At 41.2% G+C, this 21115-nt stretch carries 20 protein-coding genes and 1 pseudogene; 3 read left to right on the top strand and 18 right to left on the bottom strand.

Translation table 11 applies throughout. The features are described from left to right. Nucleotides 1-66: 66 nt before the first annotated feature. The 13 genes and pseudogenes from H6614_05020 to purN all read right to left on the bottom strand — a co-directional run bounded on the left by H6614_05020 (nucleotide 67) and on the right by purN (nucleotide 13869). Nucleotides 67-1074 (bottom strand): annotated as a pseudogene (locus tag H6614_05020) (ABC transporter permease). 129 nt (nucleotides 1075-1203) lie between these two features. Next, entirely contained in the window at nucleotides 1204-2127 is a 924-nt protein-coding gene (locus H6614_05015) for an ABC transporter permease (GenBank protein ID MCB9243012.1), read from the bottom strand. 107 nt (nucleotides 2128-2234) lie between these two features. After that, nucleotides 2235-2891, bottom strand: coding sequence for a C40 family peptidase (locus tag H6614_05010; protein ID MCB9243011.1), 657 nt, complete (start codon nucleotides 2889-2891; stop codon nucleotides 2235-2237). 87 nt (nucleotides 2892-2978) lie between these two features. Beyond that, nucleotides 2979-4709 (bottom strand): ABC transporter substrate-binding protein, encoded by a 1731-nt coding sequence (locus H6614_05005; GenBank protein MCB9243010.1) that lies wholly within the window; start codon nucleotides 4707-4709, stop codon nucleotides 2979-2981. A gap of 39 nt (nucleotides 4710-4748) precedes the next feature. After that, a complete protein-coding gene (gene pyrF / locus H6614_05000; GenBank protein MCB9243009.1) occupies nucleotides 4749-5564 on the bottom strand; it encodes an orotidine-5'-phosphate decarboxylase in 816 nt (271 codons plus the stop codon). A 14-nt stretch (nucleotides 5565-5578) separates the two neighbouring features. Then, complete coding sequence (locus H6614_04995; protein ID MCB9243008.1) at nucleotides 5579-6115, bottom strand: dCTP deaminase; 537 nt, start codon at nucleotides 6113-6115, stop codon at nucleotides 5579-5581. A gap of 36 nt (nucleotides 6116-6151) precedes the next feature. Further along, nucleotides 6152-7384, bottom strand: coding sequence for a rod shape-determining protein RodA (gene rodA / locus H6614_04990; protein MCB9243007.1), 1233 nt, complete (start codon nucleotides 7382-7384; stop codon nucleotides 6152-6154). After that, nucleotides 7385-9175, bottom strand: coding sequence for a penicillin-binding protein 2 (gene mrdA, locus H6614_04985; GenBank protein MCB9243006.1), 1791 nt, complete (start codon nucleotides 9173-9175; stop codon nucleotides 7385-7387). Nucleotide 9176: 1 nt separating this feature from the next. Next, nucleotides 9177-9677, bottom strand: coding sequence for a rod shape-determining protein MreD (gene mreD, locus H6614_04980; GenBank protein ID MCB9243005.1), 501 nt, complete (start codon nucleotides 9675-9677; stop codon nucleotides 9177-9179). Nucleotides 9678-9690: 13 nt separating this feature from the next. Next, the gene (gene mreC / locus H6614_04975) at nucleotides 9691-10527 is read right to left on the bottom strand and encodes a rod shape-determining protein MreC (protein ID MCB9243004.1); all 837 of its coding nucleotides are present in this window, start codon (nucleotides 10525-10527) and stop codon (nucleotides 9691-9693) included. 80 nt (nucleotides 10528-10607) lie between these two features. Continuing rightward, a complete protein-coding gene (locus H6614_04970) occupies nucleotides 10608-11624 on the bottom strand; it encodes a rod shape-determining protein (GenBank protein MCB9243003.1) in 1017 nt (338 codons plus the stop codon). A 43-nt stretch (nucleotides 11625-11667) separates the two neighbouring features. Continuing rightward, nucleotides 11668-13260, bottom strand: coding sequence for a bifunctional phosphoribosylaminoimidazolecarboxamide formyltransferase/IMP cyclohydrolase (purH, locus tag H6614_04965; GenBank protein MCB9243002.1), 1593 nt, complete (start codon nucleotides 13258-13260; stop codon nucleotides 11668-11670). A gap of 12 nt (nucleotides 13261-13272) precedes the next feature. Continuing rightward, nucleotides 13273-13869, bottom strand: coding sequence for a phosphoribosylglycinamide formyltransferase (purN, locus tag H6614_04960; GenBank protein MCB9243001.1), 597 nt, complete (start codon nucleotides 13867-13869; stop codon nucleotides 13273-13275). A gap of 232 nt (nucleotides 13870-14101) precedes the next feature. Here purN and H6614_04955 point away from each other — a divergent pair, with 232 nt between their 5' ends. Next, nucleotides 14102-14434, top strand: coding sequence for a hypothetical protein (locus tag H6614_04955; protein ID MCB9243000.1), 333 nt, complete (start codon nucleotides 14102-14104; stop codon nucleotides 14432-14434). Here H6614_04955 and H6614_04950 read toward each other — a convergent pair. Beyond that, a complete protein-coding gene (locus tag H6614_04950) occupies nucleotides 14431-17001 on the bottom strand; it encodes a TonB-dependent receptor (GenBank protein ID MCB9242999.1) in 2571 nt (856 codons plus the stop codon). The genes H6614_04955 and H6614_04950 overlap by 4 nt on opposite strands. Nucleotides 17002-17086: 85 nt before the next feature. Then, complete coding sequence (locus H6614_04945; GenBank protein ID MCB9242998.1) at nucleotides 17087-17470, bottom strand: helix-turn-helix transcriptional regulator; 384 nt, start codon at nucleotides 17468-17470, stop codon at nucleotides 17087-17089. A gap of 153 nt (nucleotides 17471-17623) precedes the next feature. Between H6614_04945 and H6614_04940 the strand changes: the two genes are divergently transcribed. After that, nucleotides 17624-18064 carry a DoxX family protein gene (locus H6614_04940; protein ID MCB9242997.1) on the top strand — a complete coding sequence of 147 codons (441 nt, stop codon included), beginning with the start codon at nucleotides 17624-17626 and terminating at the stop codon, nucleotides 18062-18064. Nucleotides 18065-18107: 43 nt separating this feature from the next. On the opposite strand, the gene H6614_04935 is transcribed toward H6614_04940, so the two are convergent. Further along, a complete protein-coding gene (locus H6614_04935) occupies nucleotides 18108-18731 on the bottom strand; it encodes a hypothetical protein (GenBank protein ID MCB9242996.1) in 624 nt (207 codons plus the stop codon). A gap of 48 nt (nucleotides 18732-18779) precedes the next feature. Continuing rightward, nucleotides 18780-19778 (bottom strand): dipeptide ABC transporter ATP-binding protein, encoded by a 999-nt coding sequence (locus tag H6614_04930; protein MCB9242995.1) that lies wholly within the window; start codon nucleotides 19776-19778, stop codon nucleotides 18780-18782. 489 nt (nucleotides 19779-20267) lie between these two features. Between H6614_04930 and H6614_04925 the strand changes: the two genes are divergently transcribed. Next, a complete protein-coding gene (locus H6614_04925) occupies nucleotides 20268-20585 on the top strand; it encodes a hypothetical protein (protein MCB9242994.1) in 318 nt (105 codons plus the stop codon). A 22-nt stretch (nucleotides 20586-20607) separates the two neighbouring features. Here the strand turns inward: H6614_04925 and H6614_04920 are convergent, their stop codons facing one another. After that, nucleotides 20608-21000, bottom strand: coding sequence for a hypothetical protein (locus H6614_04920; GenBank protein MCB9242993.1), 393 nt, complete (start codon nucleotides 20998-21000; stop codon nucleotides 20608-20610). Between the last annotated feature and the right edge of the window lie 115 nt (nucleotides 21001-21115).

The following is a 21115-nucleotide window of genomic DNA, read 5'->3' as shown; positions in this document are numbered from 1 at the left end:
AAAAAATGGCACCAAAATTGCAGTTCGGCACCACTAAATATAACAAAATTAAAAATTAAAAAATATTTACCGTTTTAATTTCGGATCGAAAGCATCCCTTATGCCGTCCCCAAGCAGGTTCACAGCGAAAACCGTTATCATAATAGCAAGTGATGGAAATACAGCCAGCCCCCAGTTTGTACCGGCAATTATATACTTATATCCGTCAAATATCATCTGTCCCCAGCTTGCCGTGGGAGGCTGAACACCCAATCCAAGAAAACTTAAACTGGCTTCGAAAATAATTGCTGTTGCAAATCCTGCGGTACCAATAACAATTACCGGTCCCAGGGAATTTGGCAATATGTGACGGAGAATTATTCTCGGTGCTTTAAAACCTACCGCACGGGTTGCTTCTACGTACTCTGTTTCCCTTAGAGAGAAGAACTGTCCGCGAACTATCCTCGCTACATCTACCCATCCCGTCAAACCGATGGCAACAAACGCCTGCCAAAATCCTTTTCCCAGCACAACCGATATCGCAATTACAAATAATATAGATGGAAATGCCCAGACGACGTTTACTACCCACATTATAACCTTATCGGTAGCTCCCCGGAAAAATCCGGCAAACGCTCCCATTAATACACCAATAAATACTGCTATCGTTTCAGAGATCAAACCAACCGATAAACTTATCCTTGCACCATAAATGAGCCTGCTGAGTATATCTCTGCCGAACCTGTCTGTTCCGAGTATGAACGTCAGCGTTCTATTCCACTTTTCTCTTCCACCGGGAGCGAGATCTGCTAACGGGATCTCCATATCCCTCCCTGCATAATCTTTATAATAAACGGTTCCGTTCTCTTCTTTGGTTACACTTTGTATAGGTATGTAGGGGTTTTCCGATTCGTTTGGATCGACGTTTTTGACAAGAACATTTCCTTTAAAGCCCATCGTCTTTGTAGCAAATTCCAGTATCTGAGCATTAGGATTAAAGGGCGCAATGAAATCGGCAAGGAGTGCAACGAGAACCATGAATATCAGCACATACAAACCGGCCATCGCCAGGCGGTTCCTTTTCAGCCTTCTCCATGAATAATACCAGAGGCTTTTCGGCTTTCCTTCCGCGAGGAAGAAATCCGGCTGTTCGAGCCTCTCGTCACCCTCTTTTACTATTTCCGGTTCCTGGTTTATGTCCTTATTTTCTTCCAATAAATCTAATTACAGTTTTACTTTAGGATCCAGCCATGCGTAGATTATATCTACGAGGAAGTTTATTACCACAAATACAATAGCCGCAAAAAGTACTGTTCCCTGTACCATAGGAAAATCTAGCTTTAATATTGAATCTACAGCGAGCAGACCAATGCCCGGCCAGTTAAAGATATACTCTATGAAAAATTGCCCGCCGAGCGTAGCCGCAAGCGATGCGCTTAATGTAGTAACCACCGGATTAAGTGCGTTTCTCAATGAATGTTTAAAGATAACAACGTTTTTATTTAAACCCTTGGCTTTTGCCGTTCTGATATAATCTTTATTCATCACCTCCATCATCGATGACCGCGTTACCCTCGCAATAATAGATAAAGGTCTTAGTGCAAGCGTGACCATAGGCAGAATAAGATACTGCCACCCCTGGTTTATGTACCCGGATATTGGAAACCACTTCAATATCGAGCCGAAAATTAACGCCATTATAAGTGCAAAGACGAATTGGGGTATAGATATCCCAAAGAGAGCAAAAACCATCGCTGCATTATCTGTAAAGGAATATGGTTTTACGGATGAAATAACACCTATCAGCACTCCCAGGATTGCCGAGATAAACATCGCGCTGCATGCAAGTAAAGCTGTCGCAGGAAGTTTGTCGAGGATCGTCTTTACTACTTCTCGGTTTGTGGAGTACGACCTACCCAGGTCGCCGTGTAGAGCTTTTTCGAGAAAATTGAAATATTGAACGTATAATGGTTTATTTAATCCTAACTCTTCGCGAACGGCTTCTACTGATTCCACATCGGCTCTCTGTCCAAGGAGCATTCTGGCAGGATCTCCCGGCACTATATATAATAGTGAGAAAGTTACGGTAATAACCCCGATTATTATGAGAATTGACTGAAAGAAGTTTTTAACTATATACTGCCACATCGTCCGCCAGGTTAGAAATGTTTGTGTAAAATATAAATTTACGGACATAAAAAAAAGTCTCGAATTGGATTTCGAGACTTTTATAACTCTAATAGATCTCTAGAATGCTATTCTTCGTCGCTTGTTTTAAGGTCTTCCGGGTTTATTACTCTTTTTGCGTGTAAGAAGTGGCTTGAGTAAAAATCGGAGTTTAATGAAGCAACTGCAACACCGGTCCTTGAACCTGAGTGAACAAAATATCCGTCCTCAAGATAAATTCCCACGTGTGTTGTTCTGCCTTTGTTCATTGTGTCAAAGAAAAGCAGGTCGCCGAATTTAAGATCTTCCCTTTCAATAGTTTCACCGACAGAAGACTGCTCGAGCGATGTCCTGGGTAGTAATACCCCGAGAGACTGGTACATAACCGTCTGCACAAATGCAGAGCAGTCAATACCTCTCTTTGAAGTACCGCCCCAAAGATAAGGAGTATTTAAGTACTCGATAACTTTGTACATCACTTCGTCTTGATCTGCTGATGATAGAAGGTTTGATTCGACTATGAATCTTTCTAGTGAACTTGATAAAGATTCTAAATTATCTTTATCGATGGATGACTTCTCTTTTAAAACTTCGCTAGTGGATACAATTTGTGAAGTCTTGTAATCACGAGCGTCTTTTTGATCTCTTTCATCCCTTGATAGATCCGAACCGGTCGAGCATCCTGTTAGCATAATTCCTAATAATAACAAAAGTGCTACTGGCACGGAGTATCTTAATTTCTCCATGTGGTTTTTCTCCCCTGAAAAATTAGTTGAGTTAAAAAAATATAAGTAAAACCCCTTAAAAATCTATTCAAAATAAAAAGAATAAACTTATTTATCAAGCCATAAGAGCCTAAAATTTACTCTATGCATTGGATCTAGGGCGTATCCGCGTACATAGGGCTGTAATAATCGGAAGTCCTGGTCGTAGTAAAGATACATCATAGGTGCATCATCTACCGCAATTTGCTCTGCCTGAGCATATAATTTATACCTTTCTGTTTTATCAGTAGTTTTAATAGCTTGCTCAAATAATTTATCAAATTCCGGGTTAATATATCGAGTACTGTTTAGAGGGCTGATCTGCTTAGGATCCTTGGGAACATTGGCTCCCCAGTATAAATTAAGGAAATTCTCGGGATCCGGGTAATCAGCTACCCAACCCAATCTCCACATATCCGCCCTTCCGGCATCGATATTATCCAGATGTTGGGCAAATGGTATGATCTCGAGGCTCATATTTACGCCAACTTCTTTAAGCATAGCCTGTATTGCTTCAGCTACCTGTAGATTTCTGTCACCTCCGGAATTGATCTGAAGTTTTACATTCAAACCCTTTCCACCCGGGTAACCGGCTTCGGTTAGCAGCTCTTTAGCTTTAGTTGGATTATAGTCATAACCCTTTATATCATTTATTGGATAATCCGGCATCGATGGAGGTACTATTCCGTGAATTGCCGGACCGAAAGCCTGTCCGTTTACAACGAACTTTACTATCTTTTCTTTATCTATCGCATAGTTAAGAGCCTGTCTGAGTTTTTTATTGTTAAACAGGTTACCTGAAGTAAGGAAACCGTAATATTGGATAGATAGCGTAGGAGCTTTTTGTAAAATGTATTGCGAGAAAGCAGGAGTAAGGTTACCGTCCTCACCTACTACGTCTCTGAATGTTTCATTGGGAATCCTGTAACTTTCATCGAGTGAGCCGTTCGTAAATTCCAATTGCTGTGCTGCATTATCTTTAATGAACCTGAACTTCGCGCCTTCTAAGTATGGAAGCTGGTTTCCGAATTCATCTTTCATCCAGTAATTTGGATTTCGTTTCATATTCAATTCGAGATCGGGCTTCCAATCGACAAAAATAAACGGTCCGCTTCCAACCGGGTTCTGAAAATAATCCTGCCCGTACATATCTACTGCTTCTTTTGGTACTACATATCCGTAAGTAAGTGTAATGTAATAAATGAATGGTCCGAATGGCTGTTTAAGCTTTACCTGAAAAGTAGAATCATCTTTTACAACATAGCCTGACACTCCGTCCATGGTTGGCTCTTTATTATTATCTCTTGCTTCCTTAATGTGGTTATAATATTCCTCCGCACCTTCGACATAATTCTTGTAATATGAATACCCGATCGTCTGTGTCCTTGGATCGCATACCCTGTCAAAAGAATATTTTACATCCTTCGCCGTTATCTCCCTTCCCTTTCCGTCGGGGAAACATTTATTGTCATGGAAATATACACCCTTTCTCAAATGAAAAGTATATAGCAACCCATCCTCGGATATCTCCCAGGTTTGCGCCAGCTGCGGCACAAGCTGTAAATTGGAATCCAGATCTATAAGTCCGTCGTATATCTGGTGTGCTACATGGTGCGACACCACATCGTTTATCCTTACCGGATCGAGGCTTCTGATATCCTCGGTTTCATTTATCCTGAAGATTCCACCGCTTTTCACACCCCCATTAAGGGTTTCAAATGTACCCTCTTGCTTATCTCCGCATGAAGAAACGAAAAAAGACAGAACCAGGACCGATAAAATAATTATCTTACTTTTCATTATACTCGTTATGATTTCTACAAAATATTTATTCTTTATTTATAAGTCTAAATTCCCATTTATAGTTTCATTCAGCTTATCCACTGCATCCAGTATTTTTCCCTCGAAATCCTCTTCCTTGCATTTATCTCCTGCCGCATATATTATGGAACGGCTGGAATTTATTAAAAAATTCCTGTTGCTGAGACTACTCAACAGCTTTTTAACATCAGCTTTCTGAGCCCCCACTCCGGGTAATAACAGCGACACATTTTTATATTTCGCAAGCACTTTCTTTATCTCAGCAGGATGATTTGCCCCGATGACAAACCCTACATTATCCGGCTTACCCCATTTCATTCCTAGTTCTATTACTTTCTCGTATATATATTTGCCCCCGGCTTTGAGCATTTGCAGATCTTTGCCCCCGGGATTTGACGTTAGCGCAAGTACATATACCAGCTTCCCTTTCCTTTTCAGAAAAGGTTCTATAGAATCCGATCCAAGATAAGGACTGAATGTTATCGCATCGAAATCATAATTATCGAAATAAGCTTTCGCGTACATTTCATCCGTATTGCCCATGTCACCTCGTTTCGCATCACATATCACGATCATTTCTTTTGGAATGTACTTCACTGTCTCTCTCATGGCAGTGAGACCTATCCCGCCTGCTTCCTCGTAAAAAGCCATGTTGAGTTTATAACCGGCGACATCATTCTTTGTTGCGGCTACGATCCTCTTATTAAACTCCAGCATTGGGTTGGAATCATCTTTGAAAATGGCGGGAATTTTTTCAATGTCGGTATCCAGACCGATAACGACATTAGAATTGTTTTTCTTTACTATCTTTTCAAGCTTTTGTAGGTAACTCAATGGTATAATTTTGATTAGAATTTATTTTTCCACATCATTGATTCGACGGGCTTTACAGTTTTCTTATTGTACTTCGCAGATTTCTTTTTATCATAAGGTGTCTCTACTTCACCATCGACCGCAAAATATATAAGCTGACCAATAGGCATGCCCGTATATACTCTTACTGGCTGTCTTACCGATATTTCCAGTGTCCAGTTATTTTTAAAACCTACATCACCCTTACCCGCAGTAGCGTGAATGTCTATCCCAAGACGCCCCACACTCGATTTGCCTTCCAGGAAGGGCACACATGTGAGAGTCTCTGTGTATTCTTCAGTCACACCCAGGTATAGTCTGGATGGCAACAAAATAATTCCTTTATCAGGGATCTTCATATGGGTTATCTTGTTATGGGCTTTTGCGTCGAGTATATCATCATTATAAACTGCCAGCCATTCGCCGAGATGAACGTCATAGCTGTTTGTTCCAAGACACTCTTTACGGTAAGGCTTAATTAAAATGTTTTTGTTTTTGATCTCTTTGAGGATCTGCTTGTCGGTAAGGATCATTAAATGAAGTATTTATTTAAAAAGTTTATGGTAAAACTACATATATAATTTTCTATTTCTATATGCATTCATACCTATACCCAGCATCATCATAAACGACAGCAACGATGAAACACCATAGCTTACAAGAGGCAGTGGAATACCTATTACCGGCATTATTCCCACCGTCATACCTATATTTACAAATAAATGGAAAAGGAACACAGTCGCAAAACCTATACAGCATATGCTCAGGAACTTATTCCGTGCGAAGTAAGCGCTGTTTATAAGCTGAAAGATAATAATAAAATACAAAATGAGTAAGACAATCGCTCCTATAAAACCAAATTCTTCACCTACCATGCAAAATATGAAATCCGTCCACTGCTCAGGGATGAATTTTAGCTGAGTTTGAGTACCCTGCAAGTAGCCTTTACCCATTAATCCGCCCGATCCGATTGCAACTTTTGACTGAATTACGTTATATCCGCTTCCAAGCGGGTCTGATGTCGGGTCGAATACTGCCATGATCCTCCTCTGTTGGTATGGCTGAAGCTTACCGTAGACGTAATCCACCGATAGTCCCGCTGCAATATTCACGAACATTATTATAAGCGCAATGATCCACCGCTGTTTAAACCACATATATAGTACAATAGCAACCAACACAAGCGCTCCTATCATATAGTACAACCCAAAGAATGAACACACTGCTACGATTGCCGGAGAAACAATTGCAAATACCACATATGTCGGGAGACCAGCCCAGAAAAAGATAGGGATCGTCATCGCAAGAAATACCAGCACCGTTCCCATGTCCGGCTGTTTCATGATCAAAGCAACCGGTGCCAGTACTATAAGCGCCGCTATTATAAATGTCTTTGGATTTTTTATATCGCGCTCTTTATCCTCCGCAGCAAAGAATCTTCCCAGAGCCATTATAGTCGCCAGCTTAGCAAACTCCGACGGCTGTATGCCAAAACTTCCTATACTAAACCAGCTCCTTTGTCCGGATATTTTCTTACCAACTACAAGAACCGCAATAAGACCCAATAAAGATATTGCGTATAAAATGTATGATGTATTACTGAGATATTTCGAAGGGACATAATTTATTACGATCATAAGAACAAAACCAACGATAGCAAACATCATTTGCTTTTTATAGTAATCGGTATCACCTTCATTGCTAAAAGAAGCACTGTATATTGCAATTATACCAATGGTAACTATTGCAACCGTCGTAAGCAGGAGAAGTACGTCGAATTTTTTGAAAAAATCTTTCAGCATCTAGTCCCCAACCGATTTTATATTGGAATCAGGATTAAAGATATCCAAAGAATTTCCGCTAAGGAATCTCACCATTATTGCTCCTGCTGCCGGCGCACCGAATACGTTACCCCAGCCCGCTCCTTCACCCAAAACACATACGGCTATTCTCGGATCATCATAAGGTGCAAAACCAACAAACCAAGAGTGATTTGGTCCGCCTGAATTCTGTGCAGTTCCGGTCTTGCCTGCAAGTTTGAAATCTTGATTTTTTATGTTTGTCGCAGTTCCATTTCCATTTACGACCAGGTACATGCCTTTCTTCACTACTTCAAAATATTTCTTTGGTATATCTATCTGCCTGCTCTGGAACTGTGGTGTTTCTTCCTGTTGTGTGTTCGGATTTACAACCTTCTTAACAAAGTGCGGCTGCCAGTATAATCCGTCCATTGCGATTGCCGAGGTATATGCTGCCATTTGAATAGGTGTTACACCGAGCTCTCCCTGTCCTATGCCGAGACTGACTATATAACCCTGTGTCCACTTACCTTCACCATAAACTTTATTATAGTACTCTACCGAAGGCAATCTGCCCGGAAGCTCTTCCGGAATATCTATTCCGGTCTTTTTACCAAATCCTAGCATCGTACCAAACTTATGATAATTATCCAGACCTATTTGCAAAGCAAGCTTATAGAAGAATACGTTTGAAGAGTGTTCAATTGCTGTAACAACATTTATTGGTCCGTATGCACCGTGATCCATGAATGTCTTCGTTCCGAATGTAAAAGAACCACCGCATACTATTGTCGAAGTCGGTGTTATTGTGCCTGAACCCATTCCGGCAAGCCCCATCATCATCTTCCAGGTCGATCCTGGCGGATAGTTTGTCATCGTCGCCCTGTTAAAAAGCGGTTTACCTTCATCTGTCATCAAGGCATTGAGTACAGCTTTGTCAGTTGGACCGGAAAATATGGAAAGGTCAAAATCCGGCTTTGATACCATGCACAGTATCTCCCCTGTCCTGGGATCCATTGCAATAATAGCTCCCTTGTAATTCTTCATTAATTTTTCAGCGTATGCTTGTAGCTCACTGTCTATACTGAGCATAAGATCCGAACCGTTAATAGGCGCAATGTTGTCCTTGCCGTCGTTAACGCTTCCCATCTCTCTGCCCTTTACATCGACCGCGATGAACTCGTAACCCTTTTCTCCTCTTAAATAGGTTTCATACTCCTTCTCAAGCCCTTTTATTCCAATTATATCACCCTGCTTATAATAATTCCCGACCTGATTCTTTAATTGTTTCTCTGAAATCTCCTTTGTGTAGCCGAATATATGCGACCCTCTGAAATCATTCGGATAATACCTTAATGCTTCAACCTGGTAATCAACACCTATCAACCTGTCTTCATTTTCGGAAAGGTATGATATTACGGGGAAATCGACGTCCCTTTTAATTCTTGTTGGATTAAACCTGTTAGTACCTCTAACTCCTTTAAGGATCTCCCTGATCTCGGCGGGTTCCATCTGGATAAGTCCGGCTATTTCCTGTATCTGGTTGGTGTCGAATTGAGATGGTGTGATCATAACGCTGTACGACGGACGGTTATCCACAACAACCTTCCCGTTCCTGTCGTACATCAAACCTCTCGGCGGAATAATAGTAACAGTCTTGGTGGAGTTTGACATAGACTCCTTACCGTATTCACTCTGATTCATCAATTGCAACTGTACCAGCCTGAATACCAGTACGACAGCGACCATTAAAACCAGTCCGTAAAAAACATATTTCTTTGCCGCATCGCTCATGTTAATAAACTTTTTTCATCTCCCCGCGCCTCGGTATTACCGCATATACTAAACTTATTATTATAGTATACGTGGTCGAAGGTAAAATATATTTCAATAGTATATCGAAAAACGATAGTAAAGCTCCCTGTAAGAAAATATTATAGTATATAAAATTGCTTGTAAATGCGCATACAAACACAACCCATAAGAAATTATACTTGATAAGATATTTATCATTGTCCGGATTAAAAAAGTATCCTCCCGCAAATCCTGCCACCGAATAAGACAGAGCTGATAATCCAAGGAACGAGCCTCCTAATATGTCCAGCAGCATCCCCGCCACAAATCCGGTTATAGTACCAAACATCTGCCCCTCTTTCGCCGCAATGTATGCTATCATTATTATCACAATATCCGGAGTGATCTGGTATTTAGTAATGGATAATAACCATATAAGCTGATCCTGGATAAATATCAAAAGAACGAGGATTACAATGTATTTTATATACGATATTATCAAACAGCTATTAGGGTTATGGAGTTTCTTGTTTATTGTAAAGTTCTTCCAGATTTTTTCGCTCTTCGTTTGGAAGATACTTCAGTACAAATACCTCCTCCAGTACACCAAAATCCACCGAAGGAGTGATTAAAAGCTTTTTGAAGAGATTGTCCAGATTTCCTGCTTCCCGTACTACTCCAACCGGGATACCCGCCGGAAATGTATTACTATATTCTGACGTTACGATTATATCACCGGCATTAACATCAGCGCTTTTGGGAACATTCGTAACAATAAGATTCTCCACACCATCATATGTCAGAATTCCATCTACTCTGCTCCTCTGTCCTTTCACTGTTACCTTTAGATCATTATTAAATAATATCTGTGCTATCGAATAATTCTTACTGGTCGCTACAATCTTACCCACAAGACCGTCATCTGTAATTACAGGCATGTTCAGTTTCACACCGTCGTCTTCACCAACGTTCAGAGTTATCGTATTTCTCTTCTTAACAACGCTCTTATTAACTATACTGGCGCTCACCACATCCGCACCTGTTATTTCTTTCAATTGCAGGAGCTTTGTAAGTCGAATGTTTTCAAGACGCGCTTCTTTGAGTGATGCCACTTCGTTTGCCAGCTTTATATTCTTTTCACGGAGGAATTGGTTCTCGCTCTCAAGCTCGAAGACGTTCGGGATAGCAGAAACTCCGCTCTGGATCGTCCCGAAAAAACCTATCGCGACAGCCCGGAGAAAACGGATCTGCGTGTTATCGTTTGAGAATAGCATTACTAAGGATAAAACAACAAGGAGTGTGAGTATTAGATACTCTTTTATAGATAATATTATTTCCCCAAACTTTCTCATGAATCTTTTTTCTACTTTACTTCAGTAACATCATACTGAGGAAAATAATTTTACAGCTAATTTAAAACTGAACAACTTTATTACCTTTTAATCATTACCTTTCTGTACTTATCGAGGTCTTCCAGTACTTTCCCTGTTCCTCTTGCAACAGCTGTGAGAGGATCCTCCGCGATATGCACCGGTACACCGGTTTCAGTCCTGATCCTTTCATCCAATCCTTTAAGCAGTGCTCCGCCACCCGTCAGGAATATACCTCTATCGAGTATGTCAGCCGCAAGTTCAGGTGCTGTCTTCTCCATTGCTACCTTAATGGCTTCGACCATTTGTGTAACGGGAGCATTAAGAGCTTCTCTTATCTCGATCGAGCTTACTTCAGTAACTTTAGGCACACCCGCAACAAGGTCTCGTCCTTTTACTTCGATGATGACCTCTTCCTTCAGAGGCATTACTGAACCCACCTGACATTTGATTTCTTCTGCTGTTCTCTCACCGATTAGTATGTTGTGATTTGCTCGGAAGTAACGCACAACTGATTCCGTTAATTCATCTCCGGCAACACGTATAGAAACACCATTCGTGATTCCAGATAATGCAATGACGGCTATCTCTGTTGTACCCCCGCCAATATCCACTATCATATTACCGTAAGGAGCAAATACATCCAGTCCAATACCAATTGCCGCCGCCATAGGCTCGGAGATAAGGTAAACTTCCTTTGCGCCGGCGTGCTCGGCAGTATCGCGCACTGCTCGTTTCTCGACTTCAGTTATACCGCTTGGAACACAGACAACGATCCTTCTTGCCGGCATCCAGTTAGAGCTGATCTGCTTAATGAACAATCTAAGCATACCCTCTGCGATCTCAAAATCCGCGATAACACCGTCCTTCATTGGACGTATTGTGTTAAGCTCTTTGTGAACCCTGCCCATCATCTTCTTTGACTCATCTCCTATCGCAACAATTTTTCTTGTACCAACATCAAAAGTAACTATCGATGGTTCGTTGAGAACAATCCCCTTTCCCTTCATATATATCAGGGTGTTTGCCGTTCCCAGGTCGATAGCTATGTCATTTGAGAACATCCCGAATAAACCCATGTTTCTGTTTCCTTACAGTATTTAAAATTTTAAAACTACTTTCTTAATGTTTGAAATGCCTGACTCCAGTGAATACCATCGCAATACCCTTTGAATTAGCCGCCGCTATCACGTCCTCATCCTTTACCGAACCGCCCGGCTGTATAACTGCTGTTGCACCGGCATCTGCCAGCGCTTCCAGCCCGTCCGGAAACGGAAAGAATGCGTCCGACGCCGCGACACTTCCATGCAGATCGTGTCCGAACTCTTTCGACTTCATTATCGCAATGTTAGTGGAATCTATCCTCGAAGGCTGTCCGCATCCGATGGCAAGAGTCTGCTTGTTCTTCACGAAAACCACCGCGTTCGACTTAGTGTGCTTCACCACCTTGAATGCAAACAGCATGTCGTCAATTTCGTCATCCGTTGGTTTCTTTTCCGTTACAGTTTTTAACTCGCCCTTTGTAACAGCCTTACTGTCCTTCTCCTGGTAAAGAATACCGCCTGCTACCTTCCTCACTTCGAAATCATCCCTATCCCAATCGAACTTCAGCAACCGCCTGTTCTTTTTCCCTTTGAGAAATTCCAGCGCGTCGTCGTCATAATCCGGGGCAAGTATTATCTCAGTAAATATCTTATCCACTTCCTCCGCCGCCGCCTTATCCAGCTTCTTATTAAAAATTATTATCCCACCGAACGGTGACTTTGTATCCGTTGCAAATGCACGCTCGTATGCTTCCTTATTCGTCGAACCAAGAGCCACACCGGACGGATTTCCGTGCTTTATTATTATACATGCCGGACCTGAGTCTTTGAACTCATACATGAAGTTAAACGCCGCGTCTATATCCAGGATATTGTTATAGGACAGCTCCTTACCATGCAGGATCTCGAATATATCGTCGAAATTATCCCTGAATAGTACTGCCCTCTGGTGAGGATTTTCGCCGTAGCGCAGAACTTTCTTATCATCCAGCTCCAATACAACGTCTTCCACATCCTCATCGAATACCCTGCTATGAGAGATCACGCTGTCTTCATCATCCTCGCCCGACATCTCGTAAAAATAATCCGCGATAGCATCATCATAATTCGTAATGATCTCGAACGCCTCGTATGCAAGTTTCCTTGAGTAATCGACACCGATATTATTATTCGTGTTTTTTAGTTCCCCGATGTAACCCGCGTACTGGGATTTATCCGTTATTACGTTTACGTGTTTGAAATTCTTCGCCGCCGCCCTGATGAGAGTAACACCGCCGATGTCAATCTGCTCGATCGCTTCCGCTTCAGTGACACCTTCCTTTGCGATCGTCTCCTCGAAAGGATACAGACTGCACACCACAAGGTCTATCGGGAATATCTTTTCTCTCTCAGCCTGCTGCATGTGTGAGGGCTTGTCCCTATCGGCAAGTATCCCCCCGAATATCATCGGGTTCAGGGTCTTCACTCGCCCGTCCATTATTTCCGGGAAGTGCGTCACATCCTCCACTGATATAACCTCTATACCGTTCTCCTTAAGTAACTTATGCGTACCCCCTGTCGAAACTAACTGTATGTCCATTCCTGCCAATTCCCGCGCGAACTCTACCACTCCGTCTTTATCATAAACACTGATTATAGCCCGTTTTACCAATTTTATTCCTTCTTTTGTCATCCTGAACTTGATTCAGGATCTATGTTTGTTTGATTCTAAATTTTTGATCACTTTCGGATAAACTCTGTGCTCCACTTCTTTCATTCTCTCCATCAAACTCTCCGGCGTTTCGTTTTCATTCACAGGCACTCTCTCCTGGTAAATGATCTCGCCCTCATCATAATTTTCATTAACGTAATGAACGCTCACGCCCGTCTCCCTCTCATCGTTTTCTATCACCGCCTTGTGAACGTTGATGCCGTACATTCCCTTCCCTCCGTATTTTGGAAGCAGTGCAGGATGAATGTTTATAATACGGTTCGAATACTTCTTAACAACTTCTTCGGGAAGCATCTTCATGTAACCTGCCAGAACGATGAGGTCCGTTTCGTTTTTCTCTAATGCTGATATAAACAGATTCGAATAATCTTGTGAGGATAGGTCCGGAAAGACTTTCCTGCTGATGTGTACAACCTCTATACCTTCTTCTCTTGCAATCTCCGCAGCCCCGCACGAAGAATTATTTGTAATTAATAACCCTACGTCCGATTCTATTTCTCCCTGTTTCCTGCTCTCTAATATCGCTTTAAAATTTGTCCCGCTTCCGGAAGCGAACACGCAGATCTTCAACCTCTATTGTTTATATATTTATGCAAATTAGCTATTTTGCCAAATATTTACAATGCAGGGATTGGGTAAAATGAGGTAATTTTTAACTTTTTTTGGGAAGAACCTAACCTCACCTACTACCTGATGAGGTTGAAGACCTATAAGAAGATACGGAGTAGAAACTCATTGCGGATTGATTGAAACAAATCCCCGAATTTACCATATAAAATATAGAATATTATGAAACACCACCATGCTACCAAAATTCAACCCAAAAACTGTATTTCCGGACTCTGAGAAAGACGCATACAAAGATATTAACATTGACGGCTTACTAAGATTAAGGAAAAAGTACAAACTAAAGCGTTTGCTTTATCAATTCCTTATAGCACTTGTGATCATTGTACCCATAGCATATGCTATAATTATGAATATCTACTTTAAAAGAAGTTTTATAGCAGATATCGGAAGAGCTTTTTTAGCTTTAGTTGTTTTACTTGTAGCGTTTGCATCAGGTGCGACTAAATATAAAACTGAGCAAATCAAAATAAACGAAGAATTAACTAAAAAAGGTTACATCGATTAAAACCGTGCATTGACCCCGATTGTCGGCAGTATCGGTATCATACCCCTCACGTCCCTGTGGATCTGGTAATCACCATCGAGGTAATAATCATATCCAAGCACGTTCGTTCGGTTATAGACGTTGATAACGTCGAGATAGAAGGTCCAGTCTGTGTTCCAGAACTTAGCAAAAGCAGAAGCGCGTATATCCAGCCTATGATAATCCGGTCTGCGTTCGGAATATATATTCGATGCGTCGCCGTAATCCAGGTTGAATATCACTCTTCCCGTTAAAGGATTTACAACTAGCGAGTCATTCACAACGCGCGGCTGTATACCTGTGGGAGGAGTTTCGGGGAAGTTCGTCGCGTACTGCCACCTCGCTCCAAGCTCGAGCCATGAGTTCACACGATAGTTCAATACGATGTTCAACGCGTGCGTGCGGTCGAAACGGAACGGGATAACTACACCGTCTCCCCTGTCCCTCTTAGAAACGGAGAACGAGTAATTGATCCACCCGTAGAATTTTGTATTAGGATTATTGTACTTCTTCTCCAGACTGAACTCGAACCCGACGGAATTACCGCTTCCCGAATTAACCGGGATAGTAGTCAGAGAATCGTAAGCTATCTTTGAATTGGAACGAATCCAGTTATCCGGGTCTCCGACATAAGCCGGGTCTGTATTACTTGGATCGGCAAGCGTCCATACATATTCATACCCAGTCAGCCTCTCCTGCTCTATGAGGTGGCTAAACTTCTTATAATATCCCTCGAGCCTTGCCTGCCATTCGTTATTAAGCCAGCGGTCGATACCAAGCACATAATGAATGGACTCTTCGGCTTTAAGTGTCTTTCCGTCAATATCAGTGAGATTATAGAAAACACGCCCATCGACGAGCTTCTCGTACCCGGGCGACTGATAATACAGCCCTACCGAGGTCCTGACGGTCGTAAGCGGGTCTACAGCATAACCCAAATTTAACCTTGGCGAAAAATACGGTCTCTGCAGGTAAGAATAATAATCAACACGTCCTGAAGGCTGGTACCAGAACTTATCTCCCACACTGAACCTTGCCGAAGCATATGTACTTGCGCGGAAGTTATAAACACCCTCTATACTAAATTCATCCTGCAATGCCCTTGCAGTCGGAATAGAGCTTATGAACGACTTCCACTGATCATCGAAATCAAGCTGGTAAAAGAGATCCGTTTTTATAACGTCAAATCCTGCTCCGAATTCATATCTATTATCGTTTTTCTTATCCAGGAGGACAGACCTGTTTCCAATCGAGTATTTTATAAAATCATAACGTGAATTAAATTTTAATCCTAGCAGTGCGCCGATCTGACGGAGGCTGTCTACCTGCTCCGGACCGAGACCTTCCCTATTAATAAGCGGGTCGAGTATGTCGCCTACGAATTCATTTTGACCGGAGTTCTTATACCATGAGGCAGTAGTGCGTGAAATAAAATCGTCATTAGGGATATAATGCCATGATGCAGACACTACATTATTGTTCGTTACGTCATTCACGTCGATGCTGTCCGGACGGGTACGGTCTTTACCTGAGATTATATCCACACCGTCCTGTGAAAATATCCCGTTAAGGAAGAATTTATGCTTTTTAAATGGTCCTAATGTCAGACGCGCCTGCAGGTCTTTGAATGAAGGGAATGATGAATCTTCTGTGATCAATCCGGCGTTTCGCGCAAACGGGCCAACAATAAGATCATAATAAGTTCTGCGTGTAGATACTATCCATGAGCCGGGAATATTGAATGGTGTCTTACCCTCAAGAACAATGTTCGCGTTGGCAATATTAACGTTACTCATTACCCTTATGTTCTTGTCCCTTGCTCCTTCTCTGTTTGTTACATCCAGAACAGCAGAGAGCCTGTCGCCATACATTGCCGGGAATCCGCCGGTTATTAAATTAATATCCGAGAGTGTTTCCGGGTTGAACATACTTACCAGACCATAAAGACGGTATGGGTTAAATATCTCTACATCATCCATAATAATAAGGTTCTGGTCGGGACCCGAACCACGTATCACAAGCTGTGCGGTGAAATCGTTCGGAGCGGTTACACCGGGAAGAGACTGTAATGAGCGCATTACATCCTCCACTGAACCGGGAAGTACCTTCACTGTCGTCGGCGATATGTTAATTAAACTCGTGCGAAGGTCATCCTGTGATTGCTTGAATTTTCCCTCTACGTCGATCGATTCGGTAACAAATTCTGTCCTGTTAAGAAGTGTTATCTTGATCTCATGGGATTCCCCCGAAACGACATAATAATCGGATATCTCATAAAAAATGTAATTCGGATTTTCTACTGTGATCATATAACTACCGGCAGGGATGGCAAATGTGAATTTACCTTCGCTGTCGGATACACGCTCGAAAGATTCACTTTTACTTTCGGCTTTAACCGTTATACCGGGAAGTGGCTTACCGTTTTCATCTACTATCGTACCTTCGATAACACCATCATCTACAATAGTTGAGTCCTGTGCCTGGGTTGTTGCACCGGGGAATGAGAGAAATGCACTTATTAAGAGGAAAAACAGCAATTTATACGTCATTGATCGTTCCGAATATAAGGTTATTATTCTCTACTCAGGGTAACGAAATTGGCATTAAATTAGTTTCAAACAGGGTGAAAAATCATCATTTTTTAGGCTTTCCCAGTATTTTATTCCTGTGCTTAACTCCCCAATCCCGTAAGGCGTCGATTACATCATCTAGCGTCTTTCCGTATTCGGTAAGCTCATATTCTACAGTAACAGGCTTTGTATCATATACAGTACGCTTTACGAGCTTATTCATTTCGAGGTCTTTCAGCTCTTTTGAGAGCATTTTTGCAGTGATTCCCTTGACTTCTCTCTCTATAACCTTAAACCGTTTTCTCCCGAAACTCAGCGCGATTATTATCGGAAGTTTCCATTTCCCGTTGAGGATGTCCAGCGAATCTCTGACCGGAAGTAACTGCTTTTTGCATTCTACCGAACTTACATCGGGATTTACCTTTGAGGATTTTATTTGTTTTATCATAATTTACGTTTAATGGTATACTAAAGTATAGTAGTATACTTTAGGTAACTAGTTGCTAAAGTATACTAAATATACTTAAGTTTGTATATATAAACAATGCACGGCCGAATGCATCTTTTTTTAAAACGACCTTTAAAATAAGGAACACGAAAAATGAAATTCACATTGTTAACAGGAAGAATACTTTTCTCACTAATATTTTTAATGACACTAATGTCGCACTTTTCAAGCCAATCGATCGAATACGCGGCTGCAAGCGGAGTCCCCCTGGCTAATATAGCAGTACCCTTTTCGGGAATAATTGCCGCTCTGGGAGCTTTAAGTATAATGACAGGTTACAAAGCAAAATTAGGAGCATGGCTGGTAGTTTTATTCCTGATCCCGGTTACATTCACTATGCATAATTTCTGGACGATAAGCGACCCGATGGCAAGACAAATGCAAATGGTGATGTTTATGAAGAATATCTCGATAATGGGCGGAGCCCTGATAGTGTCATACTTTGGTTCGGGTCCATTAAGCCTCGGAGAGAGCATTGAAGAAAAGAAAGAGAACTTTAGTTCTCAGACAAGTAAAGCCCAAATAGCCGCGTGAAATACAATTATGGGCTCATAGGTATAATTCTATTGAGCCCTTATTATTCTAGATATGGCTCCTGTACATATTCCTGCTTCGTGACAACCATATTTCCGTCAGCATCCCTTTCCTCGACTTTATATAGAAACATCTGGCTGTCATAACCGGGAGCATAATCCTGTGAGACTCGCTTTATGAGAATTAGCTTATCGCCCTCCCACTTGAATGTCTCATTAGTAAAAAGTGCACCTGCCGCGCTCCGGTTCGATGAGAAAATTGTTTTGGTATTTGGGTCCGGAGTTACTGTGGTGAGATCGTCGAGTTGAGGCTCGTGAACAAATTCAGCGTTTTTGAATAGATATACTTTACCAAAACAGTTACCAAGTATCATACAAGGGTCGTGAGCATACATGTCGAGGTAGCCGTCGAAGTTATAATCTTCAAATTCCAGATAATGTACATAATCATCTTCGGTAAATTCAATTTTAGGAGGAGTTGTTAATGTATTAGCTTCTGTACGTACTTTATAACTTATTTCGCTGATAATATCTCCGTCCTTTTTTATACAGAAATCGAATTCAGCACCGGGCTTTATGCTAACAGTAAAACTTGTATCACATTGAGCATAAGAAAGACTGCTTAGTAAAAGGATAAAAAAAACCGAAAAAGGTATTAAATTTTTCATTGGTGGAATTTTTACTTTTAAACTGGATAAAGTAAAAGGATGTTCCGTTTACGCGGCTTCTGTCTTGCTGTGCGGATATGATTCAGGATAGAGCAGACATCTGACCTTATGCTCTCCCTTCCCTTCCAGCTCCGGTACGATCCTTGGACAATCGGCAAACGCCTTCGGACAGCGCGGATGAAAATAACACCCGGACGGGACATTAGCCGGCGAAGGTATATCACCTGTAAGAATTATACGCTTTGACTTATTATCCGGATCAGGTATGGGCACTGCCGATAGAAGCGCCTCGGTATATGGATGTTTTGGATCTTTGTAAATGTCCTCCACGTTGGCAAACTCTACTATCTTACCAAGATACATAATTGCAACCCTATCGGAAATATGCTCTACAACGGAAAGGTCATGTGATATAAAAAGGTATGTAAGGTTCATCTCCCTCTGAAGGTCCATCAGAAGATTCAGAATCTGTGATTGAATTGACACGTCGAGCGCCGAAACCGGCTCGTCACAAACAATAAACTTCGGCTCTACCGATAAAGCGCGTGCGATACCGATACGCTGTCTCTGTCCGCCGGAGAACTCATGCGGGTATCTCTTAGCATGGAAAGGACGAAGCCCGACACGCTCGAGCAATTCTTCCACACGTTTCTCTGCCGCCTCTCCCTCGGCTATCTTATGGAACTTCAATATCTCCATCAGCATACCGCCTACCGTTATACGCGGATTGAGCGATGAATACGGATCCTGGAATATTATCTGCATCTCTTTACGAAGAGATTTCAACTCATGGGAATTCATTGCCGTAACATCTTTCCCCTCAAACTTAACTTCCCCACCCGTTGGCTCGATAAGCCTCAATAAGCTTCTGCCTACGGTCGTCTTTCCACATCCCGATTCACCAACGAGTCCGAGTGTTTCCCCTTTATTAATGGAAAAGGTTATATCATCCACTGCTTTGACATAACCGATCGTTTTTGAGAATAAACCTTTTTTTATGGGAAAGTATTTCTTGAGATTATTGACTTCGAGAAGAGTTTCGGGCATATTGCGTAATTATTAATTATTTAAGGCAAATATAGGAGTAGAATGATTAAAATACAATAAAAAACCCTATATAATAATTCAACCACACATTCTTAGGTCATGGCTAAAATTATTTGTAAATATTACTTGTAAATACTAATTTATTGTTATGAAGGCGATTAGAATATACAATTACATCACGTTCTTGCTGGCAATTCTTTTTTTGGCAGTTTATGTGAACATTGAATATCTACATTTTATTGAATTTAATCAGCTTTACATATTTGGAATTTGTAGTATGTTTGTATGTGTTCCTTTGTTTTCAATATCTATTTTTCTTCTTTTTGAGATTCGACAGCTAAATAAAAATAATTCTGAAATAATCAGTGGTATGGATAAAAAAATTGCTGGTATAAACTCTTTGCTCTATTTGGTTTTCACGGGATTCACCCTCTATACATTTCTTTTTAAAAAAATTGTATAGATACTAGAAACCAATGGAAGTAACAAATGAGCACTATCAGAATATTTAATTACATTATCCTTATCGTGGGAATTGTCTTTCTACCTTCATTTCTATTTCATGAATTTTTTATAGTGCGGCTTATATCGACATTAAGAATGGTATCTAGCCTACCTCTGTTTGGCATATCTCTGATAATATTAAGGGAAGTAAATGCCGGCTATAAAAATAAGGAAGGAAATATCAACAAAATCGACCGAATAGCATCGATCTTTAATTCAGCTCTATTCCTGATATTCAGTTTAGATATTATTTACCTAATTATTAGACTAGGACTACTTGCTCTATCGTCTGGTTATGACTAAAACGGTTTTCTAACTAACTGGTTTAAACCAATCCCAGCAGCTTTAATGCGACGAACGGAACAGGAATATCACCCTTCACAACCCAGGTATTTGTACCACTGGCGCCCTCGAGCGGCTTCCACTCCTTGGACTTAAATATCCATGTAGTATCAGCGGTTTTTCCGATCTTTGGCTTTAACTCCTCGCCGTTAAATACAAACGTATTAAGACCGTTAGCACCTGTTTTGGGTTTAAACTCCTTTCCATCCCAAAGATATGTATTGTAAGTATGAGCGCCAAGCTTAGGCTTTACCTCATGCCCTTCCAAAACCCACGTATTAAAGTCGCTGGCACCCTTTTTCAGATGAAATTCGTTATCCTGAGCAACGAAGACACTCGTCTCATCTGCCCCTCTCTTTAATTTTAACTCATTCATTAAACAATGATTTACTTATGGATTTGCTTAAAATATTAAAAGAAATGTAACAAATTATAGGGACTTATGAAACGTAAAAATTAATAAAAAAACTGCTTTTAGGCAGGGATTTGAC

The sequence above is a fragment of the Ignavibacteriales bacterium genome, from assembly GCA_020635255.1.
GTDB lineage: Bacteria > Bacteroidota > Ignavibacteria > Tepidaquicellales > Tepidaquicellaceae > JAEYVS01.
The sequence above is the reverse complement of the archived record's forward strand: the minus strand, read 5'-3'. Positions and strand labels throughout refer to the sequence as shown.

Excerpts from the sequence above, each read along its gene's own strand:
- mrdA (MCB9243006.1), bottom strand. The coding sequence starts at position 9,175 with ATGAGCGATGCGGCAAAGAAATATGTTTTTTACGGACTGGTTTTAATG.
- H6614_04945 (MCB9242998.1), bottom strand. The coding sequence starts at position 17,470 with ATGATAAAACAAATAAAATCCTCAAAGGTAAATCCCGATGTAAGTTCG.
- H6614_04970 (MCB9243003.1), bottom strand. The coding sequence starts at position 11,624 with ATGGGTTTATTCGGGATGTTCTCAAATGACATAGCTATCGACCTGGGA.
- H6614_04950 (MCB9242999.1), bottom strand. The coding sequence starts at position 17,001 with ATGACGTATAAATTGCTGTTTTTCCTCTTAATAAGTGCATTTCTCTCA.
- H6614_04920 (MCB9242993.1), bottom strand. The coding sequence starts at position 21,000 with ATGAATGAGTTAAAATTAAAGAGAGGGGCAGATGAGACGAGTGTCTTC.
- H6614_04955 (MCB9243000.1), top strand. The coding sequence starts at position 14,102 with ATGCTACCAAAATTCAACCCAAAAACTGTATTTCCGGACTCTGAGAAA.
- H6614_05005 (MCB9243010.1), bottom strand. The coding sequence starts at position 4,709 with ATGAAAAGTAAGATAATTATTTTATCGGTCCTGGTTCTGTCTTTTTTC.
- purH (MCB9243002.1), bottom strand. The coding sequence starts at position 13,260 with ATGACAAAAGAAGGAATAAAATTGGTAAAACGGGCTATAATCAGTGTT.
- H6614_04925 (MCB9242994.1), top strand. The coding sequence starts at position 20,268 with ATGAGCACTATCAGAATATTTAATTACATTATCCTTATCGTGGGAATT.
- mreC (MCB9243004.1), bottom strand. The coding sequence starts at position 10,527 with ATGAGAAAGTTTGGGGAAATAATATTATCTATAAAAGAGTATCTAATA.
- H6614_04940 (MCB9242997.1), top strand. The coding sequence starts at position 17,624 with ATGAAATTCACATTGTTAACAGGAAGAATACTTTTCTCACTAATATTT.
- H6614_04995 (MCB9243008.1), bottom strand. The coding sequence starts at position 6,115 with ATGATCCTTACCGACAAGCAGATCCTCAAAGAGATCAAAAACAAAAAC.
- H6614_04930 (MCB9242995.1), bottom strand. The coding sequence starts at position 19,778 with ATGCCCGAAACTCTTCTCGAAGTCAATAATCTCAAGAAATACTTTCCC.
- H6614_05015 (MCB9243012.1), bottom strand. The coding sequence starts at position 2,127 with ATGTGGCAGTATATAGTTAAAAACTTCTTTCAGTCAATTCTCATAATA.
- H6614_05010 (MCB9243011.1), bottom strand. The coding sequence starts at position 2,891 with ATGGAGAAATTAAGATACTCCGTGCCAGTAGCACTTTTGTTATTATTA.
- H6614_04935 (MCB9242996.1), bottom strand. The coding sequence starts at position 18,731 with ATGAAAAATTTAATACCTTTTTCGGTTTTTTTTATCCTTTTACTAAGC.
- rodA (MCB9243007.1), bottom strand. The coding sequence starts at position 7,384 with ATGCTGAAAGATTTTTTCAAAAAATTCGACGTACTTCTCCTGCTTACG.